At 70.9% G+C, this 17,301-nt stretch carries 16 protein-coding genes and 1 riboswitch; of the genes, 10 read left to right on the forward strand and 6 right to left on the reverse strand.

The features are described from left to right. The first annotated feature begins 211 nt into the window (after positions 1-211). The 7 genes from mqnE (at position 212) to fliQ (ending at position 5,625) form a co-directional block, all read left to right on the forward strand. Positions 212-1,381, forward strand: a complete 1,170-nt coding sequence (gene mqnE / locus AMIS_RS01065) for an aminofutalosine synthase MqnE (RefSeq protein ID WP_014440325.1) — start codon at positions 212-214, stop codon at positions 1,379-1,381. 62 nt (positions 1,382-1,443) lie between these two features. Next, the gene (locus AMIS_RS01070; protein WP_014440326.1) at positions 1,444-1,866 is read left to right on the forward strand and encodes a hypothetical protein; all 423 of its coding nucleotides are present in this window, start codon (positions 1,444-1,446) and stop codon (positions 1,864-1,866) included. Between the two features lie 21 nt (positions 1,867-1,887). Continuing rightward, positions 1,888-2,250, forward strand: coding sequence for a DUF4229 domain-containing protein (locus AMIS_RS01075; RefSeq protein WP_014440327.1), 363 nt, complete (start codon positions 1,888-1,890; stop codon positions 2,248-2,250). 43 nt (positions 2,251-2,293) lie between these two features. After that, positions 2,294-2,421, forward strand: a riboswitch (cobalamin riboswitch). A gap of 93 nt (positions 2,422-2,514) precedes the next feature. Further along, on the forward strand, positions 2,515-3,444 hold the full coding sequence (locus AMIS_RS01080) for an ABC transporter substrate-binding protein (RefSeq protein ID WP_014440328.1): 930 nt from the start codon (positions 2,515-2,517) through the stop codon (positions 3,442-3,444). Then, positions 3,441-4,508: a FecCD family ABC transporter permease gene (locus AMIS_RS01085; protein ID WP_014440329.1), complete on the forward strand. Its 1,068-nt coding sequence runs from the start codon at positions 3,441-3,443 to the stop codon at positions 4,506-4,508. The genes AMIS_RS01080 and AMIS_RS01085 overlap by 4 nt, the downstream gene beginning before the upstream one ends. Then, positions 4,505-5,359: an ABC transporter ATP-binding protein gene (locus AMIS_RS01090; protein WP_014440330.1), complete on the forward strand. Its 855-nt coding sequence runs from the start codon at positions 4,505-4,507 to the stop codon at positions 5,357-5,359. Before AMIS_RS01085 ends, AMIS_RS01090 begins: the two co-directional genes overlap by 4 nt. Then, a complete protein-coding gene (gene fliQ / locus AMIS_RS01095) occupies positions 5,356-5,625 on the forward strand; it encodes a flagellar biosynthesis protein FliQ (protein ID WP_014440331.1) in 270 nt (89 codons plus the stop codon). The genes AMIS_RS01090 and fliQ overlap by 4 nt, the downstream gene beginning before the upstream one ends. Before the next feature lie 4 nt (positions 5,626-5,629). Here fliQ and AMIS_RS01100 read toward each other — a convergent pair whose 3' ends face one another. The 3 genes from AMIS_RS01100 to AMIS_RS01110 all read right to left on the reverse strand — a co-directional run bounded on the left by AMIS_RS01100 (position 5,630) and on the right by AMIS_RS01110 (position 9,389). Then, a complete protein-coding gene (locus AMIS_RS01100; protein WP_041830396.1) occupies positions 5,630-6,385 on the reverse strand; it encodes a VOC family protein in 756 nt (251 codons plus the stop codon). 134 nt (positions 6,386-6,519) lie between these two features. Next, positions 6,520-7,380: an LLM class flavin-dependent oxidoreductase gene (locus AMIS_RS01105; RefSeq protein ID WP_014440333.1), complete on the reverse strand. Its 861-nt coding sequence runs from the start codon at positions 7,378-7,380 to the stop codon at positions 6,520-6,522. Next, positions 7,380-9,389, reverse strand: coding sequence for a HelD family protein (locus tag AMIS_RS01110; RefSeq protein WP_014440334.1), 2,010 nt, complete (start codon positions 9,387-9,389; stop codon positions 7,380-7,382). Before AMIS_RS01110 ends, AMIS_RS01105 begins: the two co-directional genes overlap by 1 nt. Positions 9,390-9,589: 200 nt before the next feature. Here AMIS_RS01110 and AMIS_RS01115 point away from each other — a divergent pair, with 200 nt between their 5' ends. From AMIS_RS01115 to AMIS_RS01125, 3 genes are read left to right on the forward strand one after another with little or no spacing between them, the layout of a single operon-like run. After that, positions 9,590-10,159: an ArsR/SmtB family transcription factor gene (locus AMIS_RS01115; RefSeq protein WP_014440335.1), complete on the forward strand. Its 570-nt coding sequence runs from the start codon at positions 9,590-9,592 to the stop codon at positions 10,157-10,159. A gap of 43 nt (positions 10,160-10,202) precedes the next feature. Next, complete coding sequence (locus tag AMIS_RS01120; protein WP_014440336.1) at positions 10,203-11,420, forward strand: MFS transporter; 1,218 nt, start codon at positions 10,203-10,205, stop codon at positions 11,418-11,420. Next, the gene (locus AMIS_RS01125; RefSeq protein WP_014440337.1) at positions 11,417-12,268 is read left to right on the forward strand and encodes a menaquinone biosynthetic enzyme MqnA/MqnD family protein; all 852 of its coding nucleotides are present in this window, start codon (positions 11,417-11,419) and stop codon (positions 12,266-12,268) included. Before AMIS_RS01120 ends, AMIS_RS01125 begins: the two co-directional genes overlap by 4 nt. Here AMIS_RS01125 and AMIS_RS01130 read toward each other — a convergent pair. The 3 genes from AMIS_RS01130 to AMIS_RS01140 form a co-directional block, all read right to left on the reverse strand. Continuing rightward, positions 12,265-13,218 carry an aldo/keto reductase gene (locus AMIS_RS01130; RefSeq protein ID WP_014440338.1) on the reverse strand — a complete coding sequence of 318 codons (954 nt, stop codon included), beginning with the start codon at positions 13,216-13,218 and terminating at the stop codon, positions 12,265-12,267. The genes AMIS_RS01125 and AMIS_RS01130 overlap by 4 nt on opposite strands. 148 nt (positions 13,219-13,366) lie before the next feature. Further along, on the reverse strand, positions 13,367-14,182 hold the full coding sequence (locus tag AMIS_RS01135; protein WP_014440339.1) for an SWIM zinc finger family protein: 816 nt from the start codon (positions 14,180-14,182) through the stop codon (positions 13,367-13,369). A gap of 1 nt (position 14,183) precedes the next feature. Then, positions 14,184-17,267, reverse strand: coding sequence for a DEAD/DEAH box helicase (locus AMIS_RS01140; RefSeq protein WP_014440340.1), 3,084 nt, complete (start codon positions 17,265-17,267; stop codon positions 14,184-14,186). Positions 17,268-17,301: the final 34 nt, after the last annotated feature.

The following is a 17,301-nucleotide window of genomic DNA, read 5'->3' on the forward strand; positions in this document are numbered from 1 at the left end:
CCGAGACCGCGCTAGTCGTTCCTTATGGTTCATACCGCAGCGCGCGGACCGGTGTCGATCGAAAGAAGATGAAAACACGCTGAGAAAATTTCAACTCCGCGGTGCCTTCCAAGATCATTTCAGATGACCGAGGTGACGCCCGCGCACGTCCCGTGCTTGTTGTCGGACCCGGCACGTACCCTCGACGGCGAGGTGACGGAAAGGGGCGCACATGGACGCCGGGCTGAAACGGGAGCTCGAAGCCAAGGTCTACGCCGGTGAGAGGCTGACCCGTGAGGACGGCATCGCGCTCTACGAGTCGGACGATCTGACCTGGCTCGGCCGGCTGGCGCACCACAAGCGCACCGAGATGAACGGCGACCGGGTGATGTTCAACGTCAACCGGCACCTCAATCTCACCAACGTCTGTTCCGCCAGCTGCGCCTACTGCTCCTTCCAGCGCAAGGCGGGCGAGAAAGACGCCTACACGATGCGCATCGACGAGGCCGTTCGCAAGGCCAAGGAGATGGAGGACGAGCAGCTCACCGAGCTGCACATCGTCAACGGCCTGCACCCGACCCTGCCGTGGCGCTACTACCCGAAGGTACTGCGTGAGCTGAAGGCCGCGCTGCCGAACGTGAAGCTCAAGTGCTTCACCGCGACCGAGGTGCAGTGGTTCGAGAAGATCAGCGGCCTCTCGGCGAGCGAGATCCTCGACGAGCTGATGGACGCCGGGCTGGAGTCGCTGACCGGTGGCGGCGCCGAGATCTTCGACTGGGAGGTCCGGCAGCACATCGTCGACCACGACTGCCACTGGGAGGACTGGTCACGCATCCACCGGCTGGCACACCAGAAAGGCATGAAAACCCCGGCGACCATGCTGTACGGGCATATCGAGGAGCCCCGGCATCGCGTCGACCACGTGTTGCGCCTGCGCGAGCTGCAGGACGAGACGGGTGGCTTCGTGGTCTTCATCCCGCTGCGCTACCAGCACGACTTCGTCGACTCGCAGGACGGCAAGATCCGCAACCGGCTCCAGGACCGCACGACGATGGCGATGCCGGCCGAGTCGCTGAAGACGTTCGCGGTCTCCCGCCTGCTCTTCGACAACGTGCCGCACGTGAAGTGCTTCTGGGTGATGCACGGCCTGTCGGTCGCCCAGCTCTCGCTGAACTTCGGTGCCGACGACCTGGACGGCTCGGTCGTGGAATACAAGATCACTCACGACGCCGACGCGTACGGGACGCCCCACACGATGCACCGCGACGACCTGCTCGACCTGATCACGGACGCGGGTTTCCAGCCGGTCGAGCGCAACACCCGCTACGAGATCGTCCGGGAGTACGACAAGCCCGTCCCGCTGGCCGAACGCCGCAGCGAACCGCAGCGAGTCTGGGCCTGAGCTGACGACCGACCGAGCCCGACGACAGACGCCGCAATGACCGGAAACCCGAGGACGCCCCGATGACCCAGCAGAGGAACGCGCGCGGCCTGCGCCGAGACGCCGGTGGCCGGCTGATGACCATCAGCGACCTGCTCGGGGCGGCGTTCGCCGGTCTGGCGGTCGGCCTCGTCGTGCTGTTGATCTTCGAGGCGGTGATGGCGCTCACCGGCCTCGGCACATTCGGCTCGTCGAACGGCTGGCTCGTGCTGATCCTCCCGGTCTGGCTCTTCGTCGAGGAGTTCCGGGCCGAGGGCTTCGGCGCGCACCGGGTCATGATGGCCGCGCTCGCCGCCGGTTTCGGCGTCGCGCTCGGGATGACCGTGGCCGGTCTGATCTCCGGAGTGGCGCCGGCCCTGGTGAGCGGCACGGCCGGAGCCGCCACCGGTACGGTCGTGTACTGCCTGGTCTGGTTCTACGGCCTCCGCTGGCTCAACCAACGGTGAGGCTGAGGGAGAGATGAAGAGATGAGCCCCGCCGTCAAATACACGCTCGGCCGGCTCGGCCTGTTCGTGGTCGCCTTGGCCGTGCTGCTGCCGTTCCCGTTGAACTTCCTGGTCAAGGTCATGGTCGCGTTCGTCGTGTCGGCCGTGCTCTCGCTCGTGCTGTTGCGCAAGTGGCGTGACCAGATGGCCGAGCATCTCGGTTCGGTCGCCGCCAAGCGCACCGCGGAGAAAGACCGGCTGCGTTCGGCGCTGGCCGGGGACGAGGACGCCGCAGCGGCCGGCGACCGGGTGGCCGCCGCCGACGCGAGCCACAAAGCAGGCGACAGCGCGGGCCCGGGCACCGGCGAGACGGCAGGCAGCGAGAAAGCCGCCGACGGCCGCTGACATCAGTACGCACCAGCTGCCGATGTAACCCACCGGCGGCGACTCCGTGCTGTCCGTGAGCTAGCGTTTTCATCAGACCGCGTCTCAGCGAAGCCGGTGCGAAACCGGCGCTGTCCCGCAACTGTGATGCCCGCGACGAGCCGGGCTAGCCAGGTCGCCTGGACGCCGGTCGCGATTCAGCGCTCTCGGGGAGGGGCGCCTCGCAGACGGCGGCCACGAGCCCCTGTCGGCGAAGCACCACAGCCCGGCCGACAGGAGGATTCCATGCAGCGACGACGTCTTCTCACCACCGCGATGGTGACCACCGCCCTGGCTCTCGCCGGTTGTGCGGGTCAGGACGCGGATGAGCCGGCCGCGACGCCGGCGAGCTCCGCCGCGGGCTTCCCGGTCACGGTCGGCGCGGTGACCCTGGAGGCCCGGCCCGAGAAGATCGTCTCGTTGAGCCCGACCGCCACGGAGATGCTGTTCGCGATCGGCGCGGGCCCGCAGGTGACGGCGGTCGACGACCAGTCGAGCTACCCGGCCGACGCCCCGAAATCGGATCTGTCCGGCTTCAAGCCGAACGCCGAGGCGATCGCCGCGAAGGACCCGGACCTGGTGGTGGTCTCCAACGACACCGAGAACATCGTGGCGCAGCTCGGGAAACTGTCGATCCCGGCGTTCGTCGCGCCGGCCGCGACCACGCTGGAGGACACCTACGCCCAGCTCGGTGACCTGGGCGCGCTCACCGGCCACCGGGCCGAGGCGGAGAAGACCGGCGCCGACATGGCGACTCGGATCGACGAGATCGTGAAATCGGTTCCGGCCCGCAGCCGGCCGCTGAGCTACTTCTACGAGCTCGGACCGGATCTCTACTCGGCCACCTCGAAGACGTTCATCGGATCGATCTTCGCGAAGTTCGGCATGACCAACGTGGCGGACGCCGCCGACGCGAGCGGCTCGTTCGGCGGGTACCCGCAGCTCACCCAGGAGGCGGTGGTCAAGGCGAACCCGGACATGATCTTCCTGGCCGACAGCAAGTGCTGCCAGCAGTCCGCCGCGACGGTGACGGCGCGCAGTGGCTGGTCCACGGTGACCGCGGTGGAGAAGGGCCAGATCTACGCGCTCGACGACGACATCGCGTCGCGCTGGGGTCCGCGGACCCCCGACCTGGTCCAGGCCGTCGCCGACGCGGTGGGCAAGGTCCCCGCGTGATCGATGCCGTGGCCCCGAAGCAGCGGGCCCGCTCTGCCGGGCTCCGGCCGGCATGGCTCGTCGCGGGCGCGCTCGCGGTGCTGGTGGCGACCCTGGCCGGCCTCGCCTTCGGCTCGGCGTCCCTGCCACCGGGCGGGGTCGCGGCGGAGATGCTCAACCTCATTCCCGGGGTACGGCTGGAGAGTGGCCTCACCGATCGGGAGGTCGCGATCCTGATGCAGCTGCGGCTGCCCCGGGTGGTGCTGGGCCTGCTGGTCGGCGCGATGCTGGCCCTCTCCGGCGCGGCGTACCAGGGCGCTTTCCGCAACCCGCTGGCCGACCCGCACCTGCTCGGCGTGGCGGCCGGCGCGGGACTGGGCGTCACGGCGGTGATCGTGCTCGGTGCCGGCAGCACCACGGAGGTGCCGGTGGGCGTACCCATGGCTGCTTTTGTCGGTGCGGTGACCGCGGTGGCGCTGACCTGGCTGCTGGGCGCGGCCGGCAGCCGGGACCGGACGCCCGCCGCGTTGATCCTGGCCGGTGTGGCCGTGTCGGCGTTCCTCTCGGCGGCGCAGACGTTCCTGCTGCAGCGGCACGTCGAGTCGCTGCAGGAGGTGTATTCGTGGCTGCTCGGCCGGCTCGCCACGGCCGGCTGGCACGACGTGCTGGTGATCCTGCCGTACGCGCTGGTGACGGGCGTGATCGTGTTGTCCCGGCGGCGCGAGCTGGACGTGCTGACGGTCGGTGACGCGGAGGCTGCGAGTCTGGGCCTGCATCCGCAGCGCAGCAGGTACCTGCTGATCATCGCGGCGTCGCTCGGTACCGCGGCGGCGGTCTCGGTCTCCGGGTTGATCGGTTTCGTCGGGATCATCGTGCCGCACACGATCCGGCTGCTGACCGGCCCGAGTTACCGGTCGCTGCTGCCGCTCTCGGTACTCTTCGGCGCCGCGTTCCTGACCCTGACCGACCTGCTGGCGCGGACCGTCGCCGGTGACGCCGAGATCCCGATCGGCGTCGTCACGGCATTCCTCGGCGCGCCATTCTTCGTCCTGGTGATGCGCACCAGCCGCGCGGTGCCGACATGACCGATGCGCACCAGCCGCGCGGTGCCGACATGACCGACGCGATCACCGTCGAGGACTTGACGGTACGGCTCGACGGCACGCTGATCGTCGACGGCGTGAGCCTGACCGTCGCCGAGGGTGAATGGGTGACCGTGATCGGTCCGAACGGCGCCGGCAAGTCGACGGCGTTACGGGCGATCGGCGGCCTGTTGCCGTACACGGGAAAGGTTTTCTGGCATGGGTCTCCGATCGACCGCATGCATCGGCGGGACCGGGCCAAGGCGATCGCCACGGTGATGCAGTCGCCGGTGGTGCCACCGGCGATGGGCGTCTACGACTATGTGCTGCTCGGGCGTACGCCGTACATTCCGCCTCTGGGCCGCGAGTCGGCCTCGGACCTGGCCGTCGTCGACGAGGTTCTGGCCGCGCTTGACCTGGAGCCGTTCGCTGGTCGCCGCCTGGACACGCTCTCCGGTGGGGAGCGGCAGCGGGTCTTCCTGGCGCGGGCGCTCGCCCAGGGCGCCGGCATCCTGCTGCTGGACGAGCCGACCAGCGCGCTCGACATCGGCCACCAGCAGGAGGTGCTGGAGCTCGTCGACCGGCTGCGCGCCGAGCGGGGGCTGACCGTGCTGGCGACGATGCACGACCTCTCCACCGCCGGCGAGTACGCGGACCGCATGATCCTGCTGGCCGGTGGACGGGTGGTGGCGGCCGGTCCGCCCGCCGAGGTGCTGACCGAGACGAACCTGGCCGAGCACTACCGGGTCCGGGTCCGGGTGATCGCGGGGGAGCGCGGGCCGCTGGTGGTGGCAACCAGACCGCAACCGAACAGCACTCAAAAACCAATTGATCAGACGATAAGTCCTTTATGACGGACACGATGGTGGTGGAACTCGCGCTCCAGGCCATGACCATCTCGGCGAAACTGGCAGCGCCGGTACTGCTGACCGCGCTCGGCGTCGGCTTCGTGATCTCGCTCTTCCAGTCGGTGACCCAGATCCAGGAGGCGACGCTCTCGTTCGTCCCGAAAGCGATCGCGATCGGGGTGGCGCTGCTGCTCACCGGCAACTGGATGCTGCGCGAGATGCTGACCTTCACGACACAGCTGTACGAGAAGATCCCGCAGCTCCTGGCGTAGAGGCTCACGGGGCGAGGATCGCGAAGCTCCCACCCTGCGGATCCGTCAGCAGCGCGTACCGTCCCGCGGAGATCGTCGTGGGCGGGTGCACGATCCGGCCGCCCAGCCGGTACGCGTGCTCGGCCGCCGCATCGCAGTCGCCCACCGCGAAATAGACCAGCCAGTGCGGTGGCAGGTCGTCGGGCCACCCGTTGCCGACCATCAGCTGGATGCCGGCCACCGACTGCCGGTGCTGCTCGCAGAGCACGTAGGGCAGGCCGCCCACCTGGGTGTCCCGGTACTCCCAGCCGAACACCATGCCGTAGAACGCCATCGCCCCGGCCGCGTCCCGGGTGTTCAGCTCGGTCCAGCTCAGCGCGCCGGGGATGTTGAAGACCTCGGCGCCGCGCATCGTGCCGGCCTCCCAGACGCTGAACGGCGCGCCGGCCGGGTCCAGGAACGCGGCCATCCGGCCCTGATCCACCACGTCGAACGGCGCGACAAGCACCTTTCCGCCCGCCGCCTCGACCCGGGCCGCCACCGCGTCGGCGTCCGCGGCGGCGAAATACGTGCTCCAGGCGGTCGGCTGCCCCTCGCCGAAGAGCGGTCCCGCCCCGGCCACCGGCAGGCCGTTGCGCAGAAACGTCGTGTAGCCCCCGAAGTCGTCGCCGGAGACGTCAGCGGTCCAGCCGAACATCCCGGTGTAGAAGCGGGTGGCGTCCGCGAGGTCGGCGGTGGCCAGATCCACCCAGGTCGGCGCGCCGGGCGACGGAGCGGTCATGTCCCGCATAGTCGCATTTCCATACCTTGCCCGGCATGAAAGTGTCGTGGTTCCGGCTCACCTGAACCCTCGGCGGCGCGGGGTCACCGGCAGCAGGGCGAGTGGTCTGGGCTGGGCGAAACCACTCGCCTGAGTCACAGCGCGGCGAGCGTGGCTTTCACCTGACCGACCGGGTCCGGGCCGAGCGGCCGGAGCACCAGCGTTCCCGCGCCGGCCTCGGCCAGCGCGCGAACCTTGGCCGGGCTCTCCGCCGCCGGGCCGATCAGCGCGAACAGCTCGGACGGCTCGACGCCCAGCCACGCCGCCTGAATGCGCACCAGCTCGCCGGTCTCCCGCTCGATCGCCGCCGGGTCGTCGCTGACGTGCAGCAACGTGAAGACGACCGCCTCGTGATCGTCCCGCCCGCCGCCGCGGCGGATCAGTTCCAGCGCCTCGGCCACGTCGGCCGGTCCCTTGCCCTCCGGGATGATCGTGCCGTCCGCGACCCGGCCGGAGAGCTCCAGCGAGCGCGGCCCGACCACACCGGTGACGATGGGCGGCGCCACCGCGGGCGGGTGCACCAGCTTCACGCCGTCGATGTGCACCTCGCGGCCGTGCAAGGTCACGGTCTCGCCGTCCAGCAGCCCGCGGACCGCGCGGATCGTCTCCTCGAGCAGGGCCAGCTTCGCCTTCCGCTCGGCGCCGACCTGGCGCATCCAGTCCGAAACGCCGTGACCGAGACCGGCCACCAGGCGGCCGGGGTGGACCCGGGCCAGCATCGCCAGCTCCATGGCGAGCAGAGCCGGGTTCCGCAGCGGCGCGGGCGCGATGCCGATGCCGACCCGGACGCGGGAGGTGGCGGCGAGGGCGAGCGCCGCGGTGCTGACCGATCCGGCCCAGCCCAGGTCCTCGACGACCCAGAGGTCGTCGACGCCGATCTCCTCCATCGCGGCGGCGAAGCCGGGCAACTCCTCGGGCGCGCGGTCGCGGTCGAACATCACTCCGATACGGGGCATCAAGCGATCTTAAGCGGGTCCGGCAACGGTTGGGAGTGCAGAACCGACAGCCTCGTGACGGCGCGGGTGAGGACCACGTAGAGGCGGTTCAGGCCCTTCGGCTCGGCGGCCACGATGTCGGCGGGCTCGTGGACGATGACATGGTCGTACTCCAGGCCCTTGACCAGCGTCGCCGGCACCACCATGACGCGCGCCGCCGCCTCGACCTCGTCCGGGCTCGCGTGCTCGACGCCCGCGGCGGTCAGGTGCGCACGCAGCCGGTCCACCGCGCCGTCAGCGGCGATGACCGCGACTGATCCCTCGTGCGCGAGCGCCGCGGTGACCTCGGCCAGCGTCCGCGCGTCCAGAACCCCGGGCTCCGGCACCGCGATCACGGCGAGCTCGCCGTCGCGGCGCAGCGACTCCGCCTCCGGCACGTTCACCCCGAGCGCCGGCAGCAGGCGATTCGCCAAGGTCACAACCGCTTCCGGTACGCGGAAACCAACGGTCAGCGGAACCACCGCGGCGTCCGGTTTCCCCAGGTGACGAAGGATCTCCCGCCAGTCGGTGGTGGCCCACGGCGCGGTGCCCTGCGCGAGGTCGCCGAGAAGCGTGATCGAGCCGTGCTCGCTGCGGCGGGCGATCACCCGGGCCTGCATGGGGGAGAGATCCTGGGCCTCATCGACGACCACGTGACCGAAACTGTTCTCCCGTTCGAGGAGACCCGCGGCCTCGTCGAGCAGGAGCAGGTCGGCCGCCGAGAACTTCGCCGACTTCACCGTCTTCGGCGGCTTCACCCAGCGGATCGCCTCCTGCTCCTCCTCGGTGAGCAGGTCGCCGGCCGCCGACGGGTCGGTCAGCAGGCCCACCACCAGCGACTCCGGGGTGACGGCCGGCCAGGCCGACTCGAGGAACTCGGTGACCGGGGCGATCTTGCTCATCTTGCGGAGCCAGGTCTCGCTCGGTGAGTTGCCGGTGCGGTACTCCGACTGGCGTTGCAGCAGGCCCACGACACGGGCCCGGACGCGTTCCCGGCCGACCGCGTACGGCAGGCCCTCGCGGCGCGCCTCGTCGACGATCCGGCGCAGCGGCTCCACGTCGATCCGCCAGCGGTAGGAACCGTCCGACACCATGATCGGCTCGGTCGGCTTGCGCAGTCGTCCCCACAGGACTCGGTGGAGCACCGCTGCCATCCGTACGTCATGTTTGACGAACGTGGCCGGCGCCGGGTCGACGGCCTTGACCGGCACCCGGGCGATCAGCTCCTCCAGAGTGGACTGCTGGACCTCGACCTCGCCCAGCGTCGGCAGCACCGCCGAGATGTAGGAGAGGAACGCCGTGTTCGGCCCGACGATCAGCACACCCGACCGGCGCAACCGTTCCCGGTGCAGGTAGAGCAGGAACGCGGCCCGGTGCAGGCCGACCGCGGTCTTGCCGGTGCCGGGCGCGCCCTGCACGCAGATCGAGTCGGCCAGCTCGGCCCGGACCAGTTCGTCCTGCTCCGGCTGGATGGTCGCCACGATGTCCCGCATCGGCCCGACGCGGGGCCGCTCGATCTCGGCGGTCAGGATCCGGCTCGTCGTGCCGAGCTCCTCGCCGCGGTCCAGGTGCTCGTCCTCGAAGCTGGTCAGATCACCCTTGACGAACCCGAACCGGCGGCGGGTCGCGACACCCTGCGGATCACGCACGCTGGCCCGGTAGAAACTGCGCGACAGCGGCGCGCGCCAGTCCAGCACCATCGGCTCACCGGCGTCGTCGGTGACATGCCGCCGTCCCACGTGGTACGCGGTCTCCTCGATGTCGAGACGGCCGAAGAAGAGCGGCGTCTCCGGATCGTCGGCGAGCTCCTTGACCCGGCGGGCCATGTGCCGGCCCAGCTGCTCGGCGGTGTAGGCGTCCCCGGCGACCTTGTCACCGGTGGCGAAGAGCGATTGCGCCCGGTCGCGCATGCGGCGCAGCGCGGCCCGGGACTCGACGAGATGGGTACGTTCGGCGGCGAGTTCACTGTCGAGATCGATGGACACAGTCATCCCCAGAATCCTCAAGGCTGGCTGCTCGCGTATCCGCAAGGCGGGTGGCCGCCGGCGGCGCGGGGACGTCCGGTGCGGTGCATGCTCACCACGGCCGTCAAGCGGCCCTCCACGCTACGCGGATTCCCCGGCCTGTCCACCGGATTTCGAGCTCGAGGTCGCCTCGCCGGGCCGATGTCTTCCTGGCTGAGAATGGGGGGATGGCTGAGCAGGCGAACGTTCGGATCACTGATGCGCGGACCATGCGGGCGCTTGCGCATCCGGCCCGGATCGAGATCGTGGAGTACCTGAGTTACACCGGGGCCTCGGTCACCGCCACCGAGTGTGCCGGCCTGGTCGGGCTGTCGCCCAGCGCGACCAGTTATCACCTGCGGGAACTCGCCAAGTACGGGCTCGTCGAGCACGCTCCGAGCCAGGGTGACGGGCGCGAGCGGCGGTGGCGCAGCACCGGCTCCAGCCTGTGGATCGACAGTGACGCCGCGCAGCCGGAGTCGCTGGCGGCGGAGCAGGCGCTCGTCGACCTCTACATGACCCGGGACAAGGATCGGGTACGGGATTGGATGGCCCGGCAGCCGCAGGATCCGCGGGAGTGGCGGGACGCGAGCGCGCTGATGGGCCAGCAACTGGTCATGACGGCCGAGGAGCTGGCCGAGCTGAACAAGAGGATCAGGGCGCTGATGGAGCCGTTCCGGATGCGGGACCGGCAGGCCGAGGCGCCGGAGGGAGCGCGCCGGGTCGTGGTGCAGTACGCGGCGTTCCCGATGGCATAGCCGCACCCTTGCCCGGATAGTTGTGAAGGAATACTTTCGAAGTATGTCCTTCACAACTTCGCGATGGCCGGACGTCCATCTGGCTGCCGCGGGCCGTGGGATCTCGGTCTGCGGTGACCTGCTCGCGGCGACCACGCTCGCGCTGGTCCTCCAGGAATCCGGGCACGGCGGGCTGGCCGTTTCCGGACTGCTCGTCGCGGCGAGCCTGCCGATCGCGGTGCTGGCGCCGCTCACCGGACGGCTCGTGGACCGGGCGGACAGCCGTACCCTGATGGTGGTGGTGGGTCTTGCGCAGACCGCGCTCTGCGCGGCGCTGGCGTTCACCGCCCACCCTGCCCTGATCATTGCCCTTGTCGCGCTGCTGGCCTGCGGTGTTGCCGTCGTTCAGCCGACCATCGCCGCGCTCGTGCCGGGCATGGTCAGCGAGGCGGACCTGCCGCGCGCGAGCGGCATCGTGCAGACCGCGAGCCAGGTGGGGATGCTCGCCGCACCGGCCCTGGCCGGGATCCTGGTCGGGCAGGCCGGTCCCCGAGTGCCGCTGCTACTGGCGGCCGCGGCCTACCTCGGGCTGAGCGGAATCGGACTGCTGATCCGTACGCGGAGGGGCAACCTCACCGGTGCCGACCCCCTGCCGGCTGTCCCGTTCCGCCTCCGCGACGACCGCGTCCTGACCGTCATGACGGTGGCCGTCGCCGCCGTCGTCGCCGGGGTCAGCGCGATAAACGTCTTCGAGGTGTTCTTCATCCGGGACACGCTCGGCGCCTCCACCACGGTCTACGGCTTCGTGATGGCGTCCTGGACCGTCGGCATGCTGACCGCCAGCCTGACCCTCGGCCGGTCGGCGCGCCGCTGGATCACCCTGCGCACCGTGTTGGTCCTGCTGACCGCGACCTGCCTGATGGTGCTCGCCGGCGCCACCGTGCGGAGCGCCGGCTGGCTGATCCCGCTCTGGATCCTCGGCGGCGCGGCGAACGGCGCCCTCAACATCTGCACCACCGTGCTGATCGCCGGCCGGGTGCGGCCCGCGGCGCACGGCCGGGCCTTCGCCGCGACCACCGCGATCGTCCAGGGCGCCGGACTCACCGGGCTGCTGGTGGCGGGTCCGCTGGCCGAGGGTTTCGAGCCCCGCGCCCTGGTCGCGGGCGCCGGGGCAGCGGGCGTCCTGGCAGCGCTGGCCTGCCTCCCCCTGGTGCGATCTGAGCCACCCGCCGCCCCGCCGACCGGCAGCGGACCCGAGATCAGGGATAACGTCGCAGCATGAGCGACAGCGTCCGTCGGCCCCGGGTCGGGCATATCCAGTTCCTCAACTGCCTCCCGATCTACTGGGGCCTGATGCGCTCGGGCGCCCTCCTCGACGTCGACCTGCACAAGGACACCCCGGAGCGGCTCAGTGCCGCGCTCGTCGCCGGTGACCTGGACATCGGGCCGATCACGCTCGTCGAGTACCTGCGGCACGCCGACGAGCTGCTGCTCCTCCCCGACCTGGCGGTCGGCAGCGACGGGCCGGTGCTCTCGGTCAACCTGATCTCCACCCGGCCGCCGGCTGAGCTCAACGGGCGGCCGGTCGCGCTCGGTTCCACCTCGCGGACCGGGGTGCTGCTCGCGCAGATGCTGCTGGCCGAGAGGTACGGGGTCGACCCCGAGTACTTCCGCTGCCCGCCGGACCTGTCGCAGATGCTGATGGAGGCCGACGCCGGTGTTCTGATCGGGGACCCGGCGCTGCGCGCGATGTACGAGGCGCCCACCCTCGGCCTGCAGGTGATCGACCTGGCCGAGGCGTGGAAGGAGTGGACCGGGCTGCCGATGGTCTTCGCCGTCTGGGCGGTCCGCAAGGACTTCGCGGCCGCGCACCCGGGTCTGGTCAAGGACGTGCACGAGGCGTTCCAGCGGTCCCGTGACCTGGCGTTGCAGGAGCTGGACGAGGTGGCTGAGGCCGGCGCCCGATGGGAGCCGTTCGACGCGGCCACCCTCGCCAACTACTTCCGGGTGCTGGACTTCTCGCTCGGTGAGCGGCAGGTCGCCGGGTTGCGCGAGTTCGCCCGGCGGGCGGCGGAGCGAGGCGAGGTGCCGGCTCTGCCGCTCGACGGCCCGGAGTTCTTCGCCGGCTAGCTGAGGATCTCTTCGAGGGCCGCCACGTCTGCCACGCTGAGCTGCCACGACGCCGCCGCAGCGTTGGCGTGCACCTGCTCGGCCGTGGTCGCCCCGGCGATCACGCTGGTCACCGCCGGCCGTGCGGCCAGCCCGGCGATCGCGACCTCGAGCAGGCTGCGCCCGCGCTCCGCGCCGAACGCGGTGAGCGCTTCGATGGTGTCCCAGTCGGCGGAGTCGAGCCAGGACGCGTACCGGTCGGTCGACATCCGGGTACCGGCGCCGGCCGGTGCGCCGCGCCGGTACTTGCCGGTCAGCAGGCCGGCGTCGAGGGGGAAGAACGGCAGCAGCCCGAGACCGAACTGCTCGCACGCCGGCACGACCTCGGCCTCGGCATCGCGGTGGAGCAGGCTGTACCGGTTCTGGGCGCTGATGAACCGGGTCCGGTCGCTGGTCCGGGCGGTCCAGTCGGCGTCCGCGATCTGCCAGCCGGAGAAGTTCGAGTTGCCCAGGTAGCGGACCTTGCCGGAGCGGACGAGGTCGTCGAGGGCGGCGAGCGTCTCCTCGATCGGGGTGGCCGGGTCGGGCTCGTGCATCTGGTAGAGGTCGATGTAGTCGGTCTCCAGCCGGCGCAGCGACGCCTCGACGGCGCGGGTGATGTACCGCCGTGAGCCGCGGGCGCCGAAGTCCCGGCCGTTCATGCCCTCCATGTTCATGCCGAACTTGGTGGCCAGCACCGCCTCGTCTCGCCGGCCCTTGAGCGCGGCGCCGAGCAGGGCCTCCGACGTGCCGTGCGGGGTGCCGTAGATGTCCGCGGTGTCGAAGAGGGTGATGCCGGCGTCGAACGCCGCGTCGACCACCTCGCGGGTGCCGTCGGCGTCCAGCTTGCGGCCGAAGTTGTTGCAGCCGATGCCGACGGCGGAAACGACGAGGCCCGAGTCGCCCAGCCGGCGGTAGGTCATCTCACTCATGGGTTCCCAACTCTAATATCGGATTTCGTCTATTGACACGACTTGTTACGCCTCGCAGAGTTGAGGGCGTTCCGGGTAGTCTGACAAGCCGCCGCGTCCATCGTGGACTCGCCCACGATCGGTCCACGATGGACGCGGCCCCGGTCTGTCATTCCTCAGATCTGCCCAGCTCGCGATAGGCGGCCCGGAGCGTGTCCACGAGCGGGATGTGCCGCACCACCACCTTCGGCGGGTCGAGCGCACGCAGCAGCAGCTCCGGTGGCGCGGCGCCGCGAGCCGGCCGTTCCCGCAGCCGGCCCAGGCTGATCCCGGGGGCGTAGAAGTCGGCGAGCCGATCCTCCAGCGGCTCGTCCTCGACCGCGAGCGGGTCGGCTGTCTCCTCGTCCGGCTCGGGAGTGCCGCGCAGCTCGTCGAGGAGCGCGTCCCGGGCCTTGCCGCGCCAGGCCAGCACCAGGAACGGGTCGTCGTCGAACGCCTCGGCGAGCACGTAGAGCGCGGCTGAGCCGTGCTTGCAGGGGACACCCCAGTCCGGGCAGGAGCAGGAGATGTTCAGGTCCGAGGGGAAGAGCGGCATGCCGAGGTCGGTGAAGAGCTCGACGATCTCGTGCGGCATCTCGCCGGCCAGCAGGGCGGCCCGGTAGAGCGCCTGCCCGGCCAGCGCCGCGGTGATCTCGGCCCACTGCTCCTCGTCGTAGGCCTCGATCCGGATCTCCACCTGGTACGGCGTGGGCCGCGACCCCTGCACCCGAGCCGTCACCCGGCCCGGCAGCAGGGCGAAGTCCATCACCTGGCCCTTGCGCGCATAGGTCCGGCCCCGGGCCAGCCGCCCCGGCTGGCAGACGCTCTCCAGCACGTCGACGAACCGGCGTGACCACCACTGCTCGCCGATCTTGCCGCGCTGCGACCTGACCGCGAGGCCACCGTCCACCTTGATCGGCGGCCCGGACTCGAAGAACTGAGGCATGTCAGCGCACCGCCGCCGGGTCGAGCGAGAACAGCTCCCGCAGCTGATCGGTGCTCAGGTCGGTGATCCAGTCCTCGCCGGTGCCGACGACCGAGGAGGCGAGCGACTTCTTCCGCTCGATCATCTGGTCGATCTTCTCCTCCAGCGTCCCGGTGCAGATGAACTTGCGCACCTGCACGTTGCGCGACTGCCCGATCCGGAACGCCCGGTCGGTGGCCTGGTCCTCGACCGCCGGGTTCCACCACCTGTCGAAGTGCACGACGTGGTTCGCCGCGGTCAGGTTGAGGCCGGTGCCGGCCGCCTTCAGCGAGAGCAGGAACACCATCGGCTCGGAGCCGGTCTGGAAGCGGTCGACGAGCTCGTCGCGGCGGGCCTTGCTGAGCCCGCCGTGCAGCCAGAGCACCGGGCGGTCGAGCTGCGCCGCGAGGTAGGGCTGGAGCAGCGAGCCCCACTCCGCGTACTGGGTGAAGACCAGGGCCTTGTCGCCGTCCTCCACGATCTCCTCGGCGAGCTCCTCCAGGCGCGCCAGCTTGCCCGAGCGGCCGGGCAGGCGGGACCCGTCCTTGAGCAGGTGGGCGGGGTGATTGCAGACCTGCTTGAGCTTCATCATGGCGGCGAGCACGTTGCCCCGGCGCTGGATGCCCTCGGTGCTCTCGATCTCGGCCATCATGTCCTCGACGACGGCCTGGTAGAGGGTGGCCTGCTCGGGGGTGAGCGAGCACCACACCTTCATCTCGTTCTTCTCCGGCAGGTCCGAGATGATGCTCTTGTCGGTCTTGAGGCGCCGCAGCACGAAGGGACCGGTGGCCCGTTTCAGCGCGGCGGTGGCATCGGCGTCCTGCCGGTTCTCGATCGGCTCCTGGAACCGCCGCCGGAACCGTTTCGCCGGCCCGAGCAGCCCGGGGTTGCAGAAGTCCATGATCGACCAGAGCTCGGCCAGGTGGTTCTCCACCGGCGTGCCGGTCAGCGCCAGCCGGGTCCGCGCCGGCAGCGCCCGGACCGCCTGGGACTGCCGGGTGCCACTGTTCTTGATCGCCTGAGCCTCGTCGCAGGCGACCCGCCCCCAGGTCACCCTCCGTAATGTCTCTAGATCACGCAGCGCAGTGCCGTAGGTGGTCAGCACCAGATCCGACTCGGCGACCACGGCGTCGAACTCCTCGCCGCGCAGCCGGGTGCCGCCGTGATGCACGTAGACCCGCAAGCTCGGCGCGAACCTCACCGCCTCTTTCTGCCAGTTGCTGACCAGCGACATCGGGCAGATCATCAGCGTTTTCTGCGTGGGGTCGGTGAGCATCAGCGACAGGGTCTGCGCGGTCTTCCCGAGACCCATGTCGTCCGCCAGGATTCCACCGAGTCCCAGGTGGGAGAGGAAGTTCAACCACGAAAGACCCCTTTCCTGGTACGGGCGGAGCGTCCCGTGGAAACCGGCCGGCGTCGGCAGCGGGGTCAGCCGCTCGGCGGCCTGCCCGGAGAGCAGGTCCCCGAGCATCCCGTCGGCGTCCACCTCGACCAGCGGCAGATCCTCGTCGCCGCCGTCGGCCACCTGCTGGAGCACCTCGCCGGCGGTGAGCTCACCCTCGTGACGGCGGCTCACCGCCTTGAGCGCGGCCTTCAGCTGGCGGTCGTCCAGCTCCACCCACTGACCGCGGACCCGGACCAGCGGCACCTTGAGCCGTGCCAGCTCGGCCAGCTCCTCGGCGGTCACCGTGCTGTCGCCGATCACCAGGTCGAGCCGGAACTCGACGAGCTGCTCCAGGCCGAACCCGGAGTCGGCGACCGCGCGTGAGGCGCCGGCCTTGGACTTGCTCTTGGATCGGGTGGTGAGCTTGAGGCCGATGCCCTTGCGCCCGGCCCAGGACGGCAGCTGCACCCCGAAACCGGCCGCCTGCAGCAGCGGCGCGACCTGGCGGAGGAACTCGAACGCCTCACCGGTGGCGAGCGGCATCGCGGTCGGCTGCTTCTCCAGCAGCGCCACGTGCAGCAGCGGGAAGAGCCGGACCGCGCGGCCCAGCCCGGCCAGCAGCGTCTCGTCCGGGCGGCGGGGCAGGCCGGGGAAGCGCTCGCCCTGCCAGAGCGCCGCCGCTGACAGGTAGAGGCTGGGATCGTCGGCGGACTGCAGCGCGAACTCCAGCGACCACTGATCGTCGCCGGGCTGGGCCTCTCCGGGCTGGGCCTCTCCGGGCTGGGCCTCTCCGGGCTGGACCTCGCTGGGCGGTGGGGGTTCGATGAGCCGGAAGCTGACCCGGATCGGGCCGTTCGCCGCGTTCGCCGCCTGCATCCAGCCGTCCAGCGCCTGGCGCAGGTCGCGGACGTCCGCGCTCGCCGCGCCGGGCAGCGAGGGGTCGTCGATCGTGAGCGCGGAGAGCCAGCGGTCCGGCAGGGCGGCCTTGGGGCCCGGGCGGGCGCCGGCCAGGATCCGTTCCGGCATGACGTCCCGTGCGGCCTGGTCGACCAGGGCGTCCAGGGCGTCGCGGACCGTCCGGCCGATCGGGTGGGCGCCGCCGGTCGACCCGATCGCTCGCGCCACCGGGGGCATGCCGGCCGCGAAGTCCCGGTAGGTCGTCGCGTCCGCCCCGGTGAGCACCGGCCGCCAGCGCGCCGCGGGCACGCCCGACTCGATCACCAGCTGCGGCAGCATCCGGCCGCGCCGGGCCAGATCACAGGCGTAACCGGCGAGCAGGCAGAGGTATCGCAGGGACGGGCCGGCCGCCCAGGGGCCGCTCGGGTCGGGCTCGGCCAGCATCGCGAGCACCGGCGCGGCGGACCGGGCCGGCACGGCGAGCACCGGGACCGTCCAGTCGCCGAGTCGAAGACCCCGGGTCGTGGCATCGAGGCCGGTCTCCGGCGAGGGGAGGGGTCCGCGCGCGGTGCCGGGCAGGGTGGCGGTCGCGGTCTCGGCCACCGCGTCGGCGACCGGCTCGCCCAGGGCGGCGCGCAGCGACTCGGCCGAGGCGGCGAAGGGGTGCGGCCGGGCGCTGCGGGCCCGGGAGGCCGACGTCGGCGGCAGATCGGGGTCCTCGGCCCAGAGCACGAGCCGTCCCGGACCGCCCCGGCCGGGCACCCAGCCACCATGAACGACGAGCACTTCCACCCCCTGAAAAAGCCCCGTCGAGGTTACC

Source organism: Actinoplanes missouriensis 431, from assembly GCF_000284295.1.
Taxonomy (GTDB): Bacteria; Actinomycetota; Actinomycetes; order Mycobacteriales; family Micromonosporaceae; genus Actinoplanes; species Actinoplanes missouriensis.